Source organism: Nonomuraea sp. NPDC049400 (assembly GCF_044466425.1).
In the GTDB taxonomy this organism is placed as follows: Bacteria; Actinomycetota; Actinomycetes; order Streptosporangiales; family Streptosporangiaceae; genus Nonomuraea.
Genome location: NZ_JBITMP010000014.1, coordinates 25,014 through 37,664, shown reverse-complemented (window position 1 = coordinate 37,664; position 12,651 = coordinate 25,014). Strand labels below are relative to the sequence as shown.

General features: G+C 71.3%; 11 protein-coding genes. 3 read left to right on the top strand and 8 right to left on the bottom strand.

Features of this window, described 5'->3' with window-relative positions; genetic code table 11:
- Positions 1-10: 10 nt before the first annotated feature.
- Positions 11-955, bottom strand: coding sequence for an ABC transporter permease (locus ACIBVN_RS23115; RefSeq protein ID WP_397139484.1), 945 nt, complete (start codon positions 953-955; stop codon positions 11-13).
- Positions 956-963: 8 nt separating this feature from the next.
- Complete coding sequence (locus tag ACIBVN_RS23110) at positions 964-2,505, bottom strand: ABC transporter substrate-binding protein (protein ID WP_397139482.1); 1,542 nt, start codon at positions 2,503-2,505, stop codon at positions 964-966.
- 73 nt (positions 2,506-2,578) lie between these two features.
- Between ACIBVN_RS23110 and ACIBVN_RS23105 the strand changes: the two genes are divergently transcribed.
- On the top strand, positions 2,579-3,472 hold the full coding sequence (locus tag ACIBVN_RS23105; RefSeq protein ID WP_397139480.1) for a MurR/RpiR family transcriptional regulator: 894 nt from the start codon (positions 2,579-2,581) through the stop codon (positions 3,470-3,472).
- Here ACIBVN_RS23105 and ACIBVN_RS23100 read toward each other — a convergent pair.
- Together ACIBVN_RS23100 and ACIBVN_RS23095 are read right to left on the bottom strand one after the other, a co-directional pair.
- Positions 3,469-3,906: a hypothetical protein gene (locus ACIBVN_RS23100; RefSeq protein ID WP_397139478.1), complete on the bottom strand. Its 438-nt coding sequence runs from the start codon at positions 3,904-3,906 to the stop codon at positions 3,469-3,471. The two genes, ACIBVN_RS23105 and ACIBVN_RS23100, sit on opposite strands and share 4 nt — an antisense overlap.
- Positions 3,903-4,319 (bottom strand): hypothetical protein, encoded by a 417-nt coding sequence (locus ACIBVN_RS23095; RefSeq protein WP_397139476.1) that lies wholly within the window; start codon positions 4,317-4,319, stop codon positions 3,903-3,905. Before ACIBVN_RS23095 ends, ACIBVN_RS23100 begins: the two co-directional genes overlap by 4 nt.
- Before the next feature lie 150 nt (positions 4,320-4,469).
- Here ACIBVN_RS23095 and ACIBVN_RS23090 point away from each other — a divergent pair, with 150 nt between their 5' ends.
- On the top strand, positions 4,470-5,351 hold the full coding sequence (locus tag ACIBVN_RS23090) for a sulfotransferase family protein (RefSeq protein ID WP_397139474.1): 882 nt from the start codon (positions 4,470-4,472) through the stop codon (positions 5,349-5,351).
- Positions 5,352-5,406: 55 nt separating this feature from the next.
- A complete protein-coding gene (locus tag ACIBVN_RS23085) occupies positions 5,407-7,077 on the top strand; it encodes an arylsulfatase (RefSeq protein WP_397139472.1) in 1,671 nt (556 codons plus the stop codon).
- On the opposite strand, the gene ACIBVN_RS23080 is transcribed toward ACIBVN_RS23085, so the two are convergent.
- The 4 genes from ACIBVN_RS23080 to fdh form a co-directional block, all read right to left on the bottom strand.
- Positions 6,974-7,510 (bottom strand): NUDIX hydrolase family protein, encoded by a 537-nt coding sequence (locus tag ACIBVN_RS23080; RefSeq protein ID WP_397139470.1) that lies wholly within the window; start codon positions 7,508-7,510, stop codon positions 6,974-6,976. The two genes, ACIBVN_RS23085 and ACIBVN_RS23080, sit on opposite strands and share 104 nt — an antisense overlap.
- A gap of 118 nt (positions 7,511-7,628) precedes the next feature.
- Positions 7,629-8,606 carry an NrfD/PsrC family molybdoenzyme membrane anchor subunit gene (nrfD, locus tag ACIBVN_RS23075; protein WP_397139468.1) on the bottom strand — a complete coding sequence of 326 codons (978 nt, stop codon included), beginning with the start codon at positions 8,604-8,606 and terminating at the stop codon, positions 7,629-7,631.
- Positions 8,603-9,400 carry a 4Fe-4S dicluster domain-containing protein gene (locus ACIBVN_RS23070; RefSeq protein WP_397139466.1) on the bottom strand — a complete coding sequence of 266 codons (798 nt, stop codon included), beginning with the start codon at positions 9,398-9,400 and terminating at the stop codon, positions 8,603-8,605. Before ACIBVN_RS23070 ends, nrfD begins: the two co-directional genes overlap by 4 nt.
- A complete protein-coding gene (gene fdh / locus ACIBVN_RS23065; protein ID WP_397139464.1) occupies positions 9,400-12,615 on the bottom strand; it encodes a formate dehydrogenase in 3,216 nt (1,071 codons plus the stop codon). The genes ACIBVN_RS23070 and fdh overlap by 1 nt, the downstream gene beginning before the upstream one ends.
- Between the last annotated feature and the right edge of the window lie 36 nt (positions 12,616-12,651).

The following is a 12,651-nucleotide window of genomic DNA, read 5'->3' as shown; positions in this document are numbered from 1 at the left end:
GGACTCCGCTTCACGAGGCCCTCACCCGCGGGTCGATGATCCGATAGAGCACGTCCGTCAGCAGGTTGACCAGCACGAACGCCAGCGCGATCACCAGCACCGTGCTCTGCACGACCGCGTACTCCTTCTGCTGGATACCCAGCAGCACCTGCCTGCCGACGCCCGGCACGGAGAAGATCTGCTCCACCACGACCGCGCCGCCCAGCAGGTAGCCGAACTGCAGGCCCGTCATGGTCACGATCGGCACGAGCGCGTTGCCGAGCACGTGCTTGACCTGCAGCCGCCGCTCGGGCACGCCCTTGGCGCGGGCGGTGCGGACAAAGTCGTCCGAGCGCACCTCCAGCACCGCCGTGCGGGTGGTGCGCAGGATCGGCGCCGCGATGCCGAAGCCCAGCACCAGCGCGGGCAGGAACATCTGCTGCAGGTTGAGCAGCGGGTCGTCGAAGAATGCGGCGAAGCCCTGCCCGTTGGGGTTGAAGCCGAACGACGCCGCGAAGATCGACAGCAGCGTGGTGGCCAGCAGGAACGCCGGAACCGACAGCCCCGCCAGGCTCACGACCTGGCCGAGCACGTCCCTGGGCGAGTTCGTCCTGGACGCCGCCAGCATGCCGAGCGGCACCCCGATCAGCAGCGCCAGCACGATCGAGAGCACCGCCAGCTCGAACGTCACCGGCAGCGAGTGCAGGGTCAGGTCGAGCACGCTCTGCTGCTGGCGGGCCGAGTAGCCGAAGTTCCCGGTGAGCATGTTGCCAAGCCACGAGAAGAACTGCGTGAAAAGCGGCTGGTCGAGCCCGTAGTACTGCTCAAGTGCCTGCTTCTGGGCAGGGGTGAGCGCCGCGGCCTCGGTGCCGAGCCCCGCCGTGATCTGGTTGCCGGGGATCGCCCGGAGCATGACGAACACGAGCACGGCCACCCCGAACAGGGTCCCCACCGTGCTGATGACGCGGTTGCGCATACGCCTCATCAGCTGACGGAGGTGGTCCGCAGGAACTGCAGCGAGCCGCTGGCCATCGGCACGAACCCCTGCACGCCGGCCGTCGTGGCGGTGTAGGTGTAGCCGGAGAACAGCCAGATCCAGGGGGCGTTCTCCTCCAGCTCGGCCGAGACCTGGTCGTAGATCGCCTTGCGGGCGGCCTGGTCGGTCGTCGCCTTGCCCTCGGCGAACAGCTTGTCCAGCTCGGGGGAGCTGTAGCCGGCGACCTTGTTCAGGTTGCCCTTGCTGGTGAAGTAGCGGCCGTAGGAGCCGTCGGGGTCGGGACGGCCGCCGTTGAGCGCGACGGCCGCGTCGAAGTCGGCGGCCACCCAGCGGTCCACGAAGGCGCCCGACTCCAGCACCTCCAGCTCCAGGTTGATCTTGGCCTCGGCGAGCTGCGCCTTGAGGTTCTGGGCCTCGTTGACCGAGGTCGCGTACTCGCCCTGGGAGACGATGGTCTTGACCGTCACGCCGCCGGACTTGCCCGCCTTGCCGAGATACTCCGCCGCCTTGGTCAGGTCACGGGCCGGGCAGGGGCGCTTGTTCGGGTCCGACTTGAACAGCGGGGCGGTGATCGGCCCGGTCACCTCGCCCTCGCCCAGCGCCGCGGTGTCGAGCACCTGCTTGCGGTCGATCGCGCACTGGATCGCCAGGCGCACGTTGACGTCCTTGAGGTCGCCGTGCCGCGCGTTGAGCTGCAGCACGTGGTAGTTGAGCTGCGGCGTCTTGGCCACGGTGATCGTGCCGCCGCCCTGCGCGGTCTGCGCGACGAGCGGGTCGTTGAAGACCGCCAGCTGCACGTTGCCCGACTGCATGGCCGACACGATGGACGACTCGTCGGGGATGACCCGGAACTCGACCGCCGGCACCTTCGGCTTGTCGCCCCAGTACGCGTCGTTCCTGGCCAGCGTGATCGACTGGCTCGCCGCGCGGGTCTTGAGCTTGAACGGGCCCGTGCCGTTCGGGGTCGTGTTGAGCTTCTCCTCGGTGTCGTCGGAGGAGAGCATCGCCATGTTGACCGTGGCCAGGTTGGCGGGCAGCGCCGCGTCGGGCCCGGTCAGCTCCAGCACCACGGTGTTCGCGTCGGGCGCCTCGACCGACTTCACCGACGACAGCGACGCCCTGGCCACGGCCGCCGTCTTCTCATCCATGATCTTGTCCAGCGACGACTTGACGTCCTTGGAGTCGAACGTGCTGCCGTCGGCGAACGTGACGCCCTGTCTGAGCTTGAGGGTGAGCTTCTTGCCGTCGTCCGAGGCCTGCCACGACTCGGCCAGACCGGGCACCACGGTCAGGTCCTTGTCGAACTCGGTGAGCGTCCCGTACAGGTTCTGCAGCACGTTCACGGCCTGGAACTGGGTGGCCTTCCAGGGGAAGAGCGTGTCCGGGTCGGAGGTCACGCCGACCACGAGGGTCTTGCCGGAGGCGGCGCCGCCGGTGCCCGGGGCGGGCCCGGAGGATGCGGAGCAACTGGTGAGGGCGATGGACAGCGCAGCGGCGATGCCGACCGCGGAGACGGTGCCACGCGGCATGTGGCCTCCTCAGGGGGTGGGTCATAAAATTACGCAGACCTTACCACTGAGGTATTTTCTTTCCTTTGTGGGGATGAGAGAGATGCCCGAGGACGACGGGACCGTACTGATCCGCATCCGGGCCGCCATGCCCGCGCTGCGGCCGTCGGAGCGGCGGATCGCGGAGGAGTTCGTCGGCGACCCCGCGGGCGCCGCCAATCTGTCCATCGCCGAGCTGGCCGCCCGCTGCGGGACCTCGACGACCTCGGTGGTGCGCTTCTACCAGCGCATGGGGTACGCGCATTACAAGGACCTCAGGATCGACCTGGCCAGGGCGGTGGCGCGCGAGGAGCTGACCACGTCGAGCCTGCCGGAGGTGTCCGGCGACATAGACCGCAACGACAGCCTGGAAGGCATCGTCTCCAAGGTGGCGATGAACGAGACGCTGTCCATCGCCGACACGGCCCGCTCGCTGGACATGGAGGCGCTCGGCGCCGCTGTGTCGCTGCTGCTGGCCGCCCGCAGGATCGACAGCTTCGGCGTGGGCGCGAGCTCCCTCGTGGGGCTCGACCTGCAGCAGAAGCTGTCGCGCATCGGGCGGACCGCGATCAACTGGCACGACTCGCACTCGGCCTGGACGTCGGCGGCCACGCTGGACTCCGGCTGCGTGGCGGTGGCCGTGTCGCACACGGGCGCCACCGTGGACACGGTCGAGTTCCTGTCCATCGCCCGCAAGTCGGGCGCCTCCACCGTGGCGATCACGAACTTCCACGACTCGCCGCTGGCCCGGGCGGCCGACGTGACGCTCACGACGGCCGCCCGGGAGACGAAGTTCCGCTCGGGCGCGCTGGGCAGCCGCATCGCGCAGCTGATGGTGGTCGACTGCCTGTTCACGGGGGTCGCCCAGGCCTCCTACGACGAGTCGATGGCGGCGCTGCGCAACACGTACGCGGTCGTGCACGAGCGAGTCATCCACAAGCGGACTTAGGCGGGGCGCTGGACGGTCTCGCAGTCGACGTTGACCGGGTCGAAACGGTCGGCCACGGCCACGTCAGTGCCGTCGCCGCAGCTCACGCGGCTCTCCTGCGTGTCGTCCCGCACGTCCACCAGATCGGCGCCGCCGCCGGCCGACACGGTGTCCCGCCCCCGTCCGGCAGTGATCTGGTTGATCCCGCCGTCGCCGGACAGGGTGTCGCCGAACGAGCTGCCGATGATGTTCTCGACCTGGATGTTGTCCTTGTCGGCCGGGCGGGCGCCCTCGGCGTCGCGGCCGTCGTTGCCCGCGGAGTCCAGGCTCACGTGGACGCCCGTGCTCCCCGTCGGGCCGGTGGCCGGCACGCCGGAGTAGGTCGCGGTGTCCGCACCGGCGCCGCCCGCGTAGAGGATCTCGCTGGTCGAGTGGCCGACGGAGCCCACGCTCACACTGGGGCGGAAGGAGTCGTCGCCGGCGTCGCCCTCGACTGTCCCCTTCGCGGAACGAGCGTGGTGAACGTGTCGGCGCCCTCGCCCAGCCGGGCCGCGATCCGCGTGATGCCGGCCGAGCAGCGCACGGTCTTGGGATCGCCCGCAGCCGCCGCGCAGCCGGGACCGGGCGTGATGGCCACCGAGTCGGCGACCCGCAGCACGTTGGTGCCGGACTCGAGCATGATCAGGACCCTGTTGGCGTCGGCGGAGCCGGTGTAGTCCAGTTGAAGTAAGCCGCCGGCGACGACCCGTACCGAGGCGCTCGAGGTCCCGGCGGTTGCGTGGCCCGTGCCGGGGAGCGCGGCGAGCGCGCCCACGGCCAGGCCGCCCAGCAGTGACAGGTGAAGCGCGCGGCGCTTGAAGGTCTTCATGGTTCCTCCTTGGTTGTCGGGAGGCTCCATAGTGCGGCCGGAACAATGTTCTGCTCTGCGTATTCCTGCACGGATGATCTGTAATCCTCGCGACAGGTTCACAGCCGGGATTCACCTGGGGTTCACGGGCCGTCTCTACCTTGTAGGCCCATGAGCTGGAGGTACCGGGCCAACACGACGCTGGAGGGCCTGACGGGATACACGTTGACGCGGCGGCCGCGCAAGGAGCCGCCGAAGCCGCCGCCCCCGCCGCCGCTGGTGCTCCAGCGGCTGCCCGGCGACGTGGTGCGGCCGCCCGTCGATCCCGCGCACGACCGGCTGCTGCGCGAGCCGGTCTTCCTGCTGTCGTCCGTACGGTCGGGCTCCACGCTGCTGCGGGTCATGCTCAACAGCCACTCCCGGGTGCACTCGCCCATCGAGACGCACTTCAGGCGGGTCACCGTCGGGCTCGGCACCGATCCCGTACGGCAGGCCATGGAGGCGCTCGGCCACACCCACAGCGACATCGAGCACATCGTGTGGGACCGGCTGCTGCACCGTGAGCTGGCCCGCAGCGGCAAGCCGATCCTGGCCGAGAAGACGCCCAGCAACGTGTTCGCCTGGCGGCGCATCTCGGCCTGCTGGCCGGACGCGCGCTTCGTCTTCCTGCTGCGCCACCCCATGTCCATCGTGCAGTCCTGGCACGAGGCCGACCCGGACAAGCGGCCCATGGAGGAGGCCGTGCCGCGCACGCTGAGCTATATGACCTACCTGGAGGAGGCCCGTGTCCACCTCGACGGGCTGACCGTGCGCTACGAGGAGCTGGTCGCCGAGCCCGAGCGCGAGCTGCGGCGGCTCTGCCTCTTCCTGGGGCTGGAGTTCGAACCGGCCATGCTGAACTACGGCGCGAAGGACCACGGCGCCTTCGTCAAGGGCATCGGCGACTGGCGCGACAAGATCCGCGCCGGCACGGTCGTCGAGGGCCGTCCCCTCCCGGCGGCGGACGAGGTGCCGGACGAGCTGCGCGAGATGTGCCGCCTGTGGGACTACTGATAGTTCGCCGGTCGTTTGCCCGTCATTCAGGGAAGTCTCCGATAGGTTGCGGTTCGTGATCGACGGGCCCTCGCGCCGTACCATGCTCGCCGGAACCCTCGCCGGCCTCGCCCTGCCCGCACCTGCCGCCCAGGCGTCGGCAGGTCTGCCCACGCGCCCGAACGTCGTCGTGATCCTGGCCGACGACCTCGGCTGGGGCGAGATCGGCAGCCAGGGGCAGCGCCTGATCAGCACGCCGAACCTGGACCGGCTGGCGGCCGAGGGCGTGCGCTTCGAGACCGCGTACTCGGGGGCGCCGCTCTGCGCCCCGTCGCGCTGCGCCCTGCTCACCGGGCTGCACGCCGGCCACGGCACCGTACGCGAGAACCCGGAGGGCGGGCCGCAGCACTCGCTCACCGCGGCCGACCTCACCTTCGCCGAGCTGCTGCGGCTGACCGGCTACCGCACGGCCTGCATCGGCAAGTGGGGCTTCGGCCCCGAGCGGCCGGGGCAGGCCTCTCATCCGAACGAGCGCGGCTTCGAGGAGTTCTTCGGCTACATCGGGCACGCCCACGCCCATCAGTACTTCCCCCAGTACCTGTGGCACAACGGCGCCAAGGTGCGGCTCGACGGCAGGTCGTACGCGCCGGACCTGTTCCGCCGGCGGGCGATCGAGTTCATCCACCAGGCCGGCGACGATCCGTTCCTGCTCTACTTCCCGACCATCCTGCCGCACTCGCCGAGCGTCGTCCCCGGCGACGCGGGGCCGTACGAGCGCCGGCCGTGGAGCGGCCCGAACCGGCGGCACGCGGCGCAGGTGGCCCGGCTCGACTCCGACGTGGCCGCGCTGGTGCGCGCGCTGCGCGAGGCGGGCGTCGCCGAGCGCACGCTCGTGCTGTTCACCAGCGACAACGGCCCCCACCACGAGAAGGGCGTGACGCCGGAGCTGTTCGACTCCAACGGGCACTTACGCGGCGTCAAGCGCAACCTGTATGAGGGCGGCATCCGCGTGCCGCTGATCGCCTGGTCGCCGCGGTTACGCCCGCGCGTGGTCGAGCAGCCGGTGGCGTCGTGGGACGTGCTGCCGACGCTGGCCGACCTGGCCGGGGTGCCGGTGCCCGCCCACCTCGACGGCGTGTCCTTGCGCGGCCTGCTCGACGGCGACGGCGCGCCCGGGCACGACCACCTCGTGTGGAACCGGCCACGCAAGATGCAGGCGATCCGCCGGGGCCGGTGGAAACTGCTCCGGTTCGCCCCGCACATCGCGGGCGCCGGGCCCGAGGGCCGGATCGAGCTGTACGACCTGGCCGCCGACCCGGGGGAGCGCCACGACCTGGCCGCCACCAGGGCCGAGCTGGCCGGCGAGCTGACGGCCCTGCTCGACGACTCCATCGGCCCCGACCCGCGCGTCCCGTACGGGCTGGAGACCGAGCTCATCGGCGGTCGGGTCCTGGTGACCCTGCACAACGGCTCGTCGGTGCCGTGGCGAAAGGTCCGGCTGAGCCTGAACGGCGTCCGGGCCCACCCCGTACCGCTGGTGGACCCGGGCACGGCGATCACCGTGGGCTTCCCGCTCCCGGGCGCGGTCCTGGTCACGGCCCGCGCCCGGTTCACGGCCGACGGCCGCTCACATCACTTCCGCGTCAGGGCAGGCGGCCCACGTGGGCGAGCGCCTGCTTCAGCAGCACGCCGTGCCCGCCGCTCATCTCCTGCTGGACCCCCGGAGACGCGGCGTCCTCAGGCGTGAACCACTCGAAGTCAAGGGCGTCCTGCCGGGGCCGGCAGTCACCCGCGACCGGGACGATGTAGGCAAGCGAGACCGCGTGCTGCCGCGGATCGTGGTACTGGGTGATGCCGGGCGTGGGGAAGTACTCGGCCACGGTGAACGGCTGCGGCGAGGCGGGGATGTGAGGGAGCGCCACGGGCCCGAGATCCTTCTCCAGATGCCGCAGGAGCGCGTCGCGGATCCGCTCGTGGTGGAGCACCCGCCCCGAGACCAGCGCCCGGCTGACCGTGCCGTCCGACAAGATGCGCAGCAGCAGGCCGACGCGGGTGACCACGCCGGTGTCGTCGACCCGTACCGGCACGGCGTCGACGTAGAGTATCGGCAGCTGGCCCCGCACCGATTCGAGTTCTTCCGGTGAGAGCCATCCAGGCGTGGTTTCGGTCTTTTCGGTCATCTGCCGATCGTACTTTCCCGGGACTCCCGCCCGGGAACGGTTCTGCCCGCGAGCCAGGACATGACACAGGTCAAGAGCACGATGCCGAAGAACGGCAGGTAAGAGATGATTTTCCGCTTCATGTGATCTCCCTCCGCTGCGCCTGGACGGTGTACTTGGGGTCGTTCGCGGACTCCCTGCCGGCGTGGAAGATCCCGAACCGGGTGCACGCCGACCCAGCCAGCAGGGCGGCGCCCGCCGCCACGGCCGCGATCCTGCTGCGGCGGCCCGCGGTCATCCCGGCCAGCGCGCCCGCCAGCACCAGCACCTCGCCCGCCCGCAGCAGCCTGCTCCGCTTGAGCGGCTCGGCCAGCGGCCCGAGCCGCCGTTCCATCCGGACGGCGGCCACGCACTCGGCGACCGCGCCCAGCAGCGCCGCCCGCCGGGCCGGGCCTGCCTCCGACGGCGGCGCGGCCAGCATCCCCAGCCCGCCCGCCGCGGCCGTGGCCGAGCCCGCGAACAGGAACGGCATCTCCCTGAACCCCTCGTGCCAGGCGGGCACGGCGGTGTCGCAGATCAGCGCGGCGGTGTAGGTGGCCACCGCGGGCCCGGCCAGCCCCGCCCCGATCGTGGCGGCCCGCCCCAGGCGAGGCAGGCGCCCGGTCAGGTCGGTGGCCGCCGCGCACCCGGCCTGCGGCCCGTACGCGGTGAGAATCCAGGTGCCGACGCTCATGGGCGAGGTCACCTTGAACACCCGCAGCATGTTGAGGAACCGCTCCGGCCGCCCCAGGTCGTGGATCAGCGAGTAGAGCGACCCGCCCAGCGCGCACAGGGCCGCCACCTTGCCCACCCTGGCCAGCCGCGGCCTGCCGGTCAGCTCGGCGGCGGCCGCCAGCGTGGACGACGCGCCGCCTAGGCCGCCGAGAAAGAGGTAACCGGCGATGTCGTGCGCCTGCCAGGTCGGCTCGTTCAGCACCGGCAGCCCGTAGTAGGAGTCGAACCTCGCCTGCGACGGCCTGAGCCGTTCGCGCCTGTGGCCCGCCGAGCCGGGCGTGGCCTCCCGCTCGGTACGCAGCTCGGCCGAGCCGTCCAAGCGCACGTCGGTCTGACTGGTCATCCCCGCCTCCTCCACACCGGCAGCGCTGTCGCCGCCACGCCGGCCAGCAGGGCGAGCGCCGCGACCCCCGCGTGCCGCCACATCGACGGCAGGTCCCTGGTGGTCACCACGGGACCGGGCGGCAGGCCGTACACCTCGGGCTCGTCCAGCAGCAGGAAGAACGCGCCCATGCCGCCCACCCCGTCGCCGGTGTCGTGCCCGTACAGGCGGGCGGACGTGACGCCCTGCTCGCGCACCTGGCCGAGCCGGCGCTCGGCCCGCTCGCGCAGCTCGTCCAGGTCCCCGAACTGGATCGAGTCCGTCGGGCACGTCTTGGCGCACGCCGGCTCCTGCCCGTCGCCCAGGCGGTCGTAGCACATCGTGCACTTGGCCGCGAGGCCCGTGCTCTCCCGCACGCCGATCACCCCGAACGGGCAGGCGGGCACGCAGTAGCCGCACCCGTTGCAGACGTCCTCCTGCACCACGACCGTGCCGTGCTCGGTGCGGAACAGCGACCCCGTCGGGCACACGTCCAGGCAGGCCGCCTCCGTGCAGTGCTTGCACACGTCGGAGGCCATCAGCCAGCGGAAGTCCATGTCGCCGACCCCGGGCTCCTGGTGGCCGAGCGGGCGCCGCTGCTCGATGAAGGCCACGTGCCGCCAGGTGTCGGCGCCCAGTCCCACGGTGTTGTCGTATGACATGCCGGTGAAGGCCAGGCCGTCGTCGGGGACGGCGTTCCACTCCTTGCAGGCGACCTCGCACGCCTTGCAGCCGATGCAGATGCTGGTGTCGGTGAAGAAGCCCACGCGGCCCATCACGTCTCCGTTCCCGTGCCGGCCGTGACGCCGGCCCGCCGCTGGTAGGCCCTGACCAGCTCCGGCAGCGCCGGGCCGCGCGGGCGCCGCCCCGGCCGGATGTCCGCCGCCAGGGCCTTGACCTCCTGGATGTGGGAGTTGGGGTCCAGCGAGATCGCCGACAGCTCGTTGGCCGCGTCGCCCCTGGCCAGCCCGTTGGGCCCGTAGTGGAACGGCAGCCCGATCTGGTGCAGCACCCGGCCGTCCAGGCGCAGCGACGGCATCCGGTCGGTGACCATGACCCGGGCCTCGATGGCGCTGCGCGCGGTGATGATCGTGGCCCAGTCGCCGTGCACGAGCCCGCGCTCGGCGGCCAGCTCGGGCGACACCTCGCAGAACATCTCCGGCTGCAGCTCCGCCAGGTACGGCGTGTGCCGGCTCATGCCGCCCGCCGTGAAGTGCTCGGTGAGCCGGTACGTCGTCACCACGTACGGATAGACCGACGCGCCCGGCTCGTCGCCGCTCGGCTGGTAGCGGTTGTCCTCGTGCGGGTAGACCTTGCGCGCTGGGTTGCGCTGGTGACCGTAGAGCGGGTTGGCCACCGGCGAGTCCTGCGGCTCGTAGTGCGCCGGCAGCGGCCCGTCCACCACCCCTGACGGCGCGAACAGCCAGCCCTTCCCGTCGGCCTGCATGATGAACGGGTCGGTCCCGGACAGCGCGGCCCCGCCCCGCGCGTCCGGCGGCGGCCGGCAGCCGGGGTTCTTGTCCGCCTCGAAGTCCGGCACGTCGAAGCCGGTCCACCTGCCCGCCTGCCCGTCCCACCAGACCAGCTTCTTGGCCTCGCTCCACGGGCTGCCGTCCGGCCTGGCCGAGGCCCGGTTGTAGAGGATGCGCCGGTTCGCCGGCCAGGCCCAGGCCCATTCGGCGGCGATCCAGTCCTGCTCGGTGTGCGGCTTGCGGCGGGCGGCCTGGTTGACGCCGCCGGCGTACACGCCGCAGTAGATCCAGCAGCCGCACACGGTGGAGCCGTCGTCCTTGAGCTCGTGGTATCCCGACAGCGGGCGCCGGTCGGCGTCCCAGCCGTTGATCTCGGCCAGCACCGCCTCGGCGGACGGCTCCTCCATGGCGCCCTCGACCGGGTAGTCCCAGGTGAGCTCGAGCACCGGCGCGTCCATCCGGTCCGCCGAGCCCGCCAGCTTCTCCTTGATGATCCGTCCCAGGTGGTACATGAACCACAGGTCGCTGCGCGCGTCCCCGGCCGGCTCGACCGCCTGGTGGTGCCACTGGAGCAGCCGGTTGGTGTTGGTGAAGCTGCCGCTCTTCTCCGTGTGACAGGCCGCGGGGAAGAAGAACACCTCCGTGCCGATGTCCGCGGTGGCCAGCTCGCCCGTCTCGATCTCCGGGCCGTCCTTCCACCAGGTGGCGCTCTCGATCAGGTTGAGGTCGCGGACGACCAGCCAGTCGAGCCTGGCCATGCCCAGGCGCTGCATCCTGGCGTTGGCCGAGCCCACCGCGGGGTTCTCGCCGAGCAGGAGGTAGCCCTTGCACGTGCCGTCGAGCTGCGCCAGCACCGTGTCGTACGTGCTGTGCGACCCCGTCAGCCTGGGCAGGTAGCCGAACCTGAAGTCGTTGTCCGGCTGGGCGGACTCGCCCCACCACGCCTTGAGCAGGCTGACCAGATAGGCGGGCATGTTCGCCCAGCAGCCCCGGGGCGGCGAGTCGGCCAGCGTGAACGCGCGCAGGTTCATGTCCTCGTGCGCGTGCGGCATCGGGATGTAGCCCGGCAGCAGGTTGAACAGCGTCGGCACGTCGCTGGAGCCCTGGATGCTCGCGTGCCCGCGCAGCGCCTGGATGCCGCCGCCCGGGCGGCCGATGTTGCCGAGCAGCAGCTGCAGGATGCTCGCCGTCCTGATGAACTGCGAGCCGTCGCTGTGCTGCGTCCAGCCGACCGCGTACACGAACTCCGAGGTCCTCTCGGGCCCCGAGTTCACCGTCAGATGCCGGCACACCTGCAGGAACAGCTCGCGCGGCACCCCGCACACCCGCTCGACCATCTCCGGCGTGTAGCGGGCGAAGTGGCGGCGCAGCACCTGCATGACGCAGCGCGGGTGGCGCAGCGTCTCGTCGCGCTCCGGCGTGCCGCCCATCGGGACGCCGGCGCCGCCGAGCATCTCGGCGCGGCCCGGCGGCATCGTGCCCACCGGCCAGTCGCGCGCGCCGGCCGCCGCGACGACCGACATGCCCTCGTACTGCCAGCTCTCGTGGCCGTAGGTGCGGGTGCGCGGGTCGAAGCCGGAGAAGACGCCGTCGAGGTCCTCGGCGTCGCGGTAGTCCTCCCTGAGGAGGGTGGCCGCGTTGGTGTAGTTGACCACGTACTCGTGGAAGTACAGGTCGTTCTCCAGCACGTGGTTGATGATCCCGCCGAGGAAGGCCACGTCGGAGCCCGCGCGGATGGGCACGTGCAGGTCGGCCAGCGCGCTCGTGCGGGTGAAGCGCGGGTCGACGTGGATGATCACCGCGCCGCGCGCCTTGGCCTCCATCACCCACTGGAAGCCCACCGGGTGGGCCTCGGCGAAGTTCGAGCCCTGGATGACCACGCAGTCGGAGTGCTGCAGGTCCTGCATGAACGTGGTGGCGCCGCCCCGGCCGAACGAGGTGCCGAGCCCGACCACGGTCGAGCTGTGGCACACCCGGGCCTGGTTCTCGATCTGCACCACGCCGAGCGCCGTCAGCAGCTTTTTGATGAGGTAGTTCTCCTCGTTGTCCAGCGTGGCGCCGCCCAGGCTGGCGATGCCCATGGTCCTGGCGGTGCGCTTGCCGTCCTTCTCCCACTCCCACGTCTGGCGGCGGGTGGCGATGATCCGGTCGGCCACCATCTCCATGGCGGTGGCGAGGTCGATCTCCTGCCAGTCGGCCGCGCCCGGCGGCCGGTGGAGGGCCTTGTACTGGCGGTTGGAGGCGGTGGTGAGCTGCAGGCTGGCCGCCCCCTTGGGGCACAGCCGGCCGCGGCTGACGGGGGAGTCGGGGTCGCCCTCGATCTGGACGACCTTCTCATCCCGTACGTAGACGTTCTGGGCGCAGCCCACCGCGCAGTAGGGGCACACCGACTTGACGACGCGCTCTGCCGTGGCCGTGCGCGCCCGCAGCGCCGCCGTCCTGGCCGACTTCACGGCCGCGCCCCGCCCCGTGCGGTCCTCACCGGTCAGCTGCCGCAGCAGCGGCCACCTCAATCGCATGACGCCCCCCGAACCCCTGGCCGGGTTCCTGCCCTT

Coding starts and splice junctions, on each gene's coding strand:
- ACIBVN_RS23115 (WP_397139484.1), bottom strand. CDS start 955: ATGCGCAACCGCGTCATCAGCACGGTGGGGACCCTGTTCGGGGTGGCC.
- ACIBVN_RS23110 (WP_397139482.1), bottom strand. CDS start 2,505: ATGCCGCGTGGCACCGTCTCCGCGGTCGGCATCGCCGCTGCGCTGTCC.
- ACIBVN_RS23105 (WP_397139480.1), top strand. CDS start 2,579: ATGAGAGAGATGCCCGAGGACGACGGGACCGTACTGATCCGCATCCGG.
- ACIBVN_RS23095 (WP_397139476.1), bottom strand. CDS start 4,319: ATGAAGACCTTCAAGCGCCGCGCGCTTCACCTGTCACTGCTGGGCGGC.
- ACIBVN_RS23090 (WP_397139474.1), top strand. CDS start 4,470: ATGAGCTGGAGGTACCGGGCCAACACGACGCTGGAGGGCCTGACGGGA.
- ACIBVN_RS23080 (WP_397139470.1), bottom strand. CDS start 7,510: ATGACCGAAAAGACCGAAACCACGCCTGGATGGCTCTCACCGGAAGAA.
- nrfD (WP_397139468.1), bottom strand. CDS start 8,606: ATGACCAGTCAGACCGACGTGCGCTTGGACGGCTCGGCCGAGCTGCGT.
- ACIBVN_RS23070 (WP_397139466.1), bottom strand. CDS start 9,400: ATGGGCCGCGTGGGCTTCTTCACCGACACCAGCATCTGCATCGGCTGC.
- fdh (WP_397139464.1), bottom strand. CDS start 12,615: ATGCGATTGAGGTGGCCGCTGCTGCGGCAGCTGACCGGTGAGGACCGC.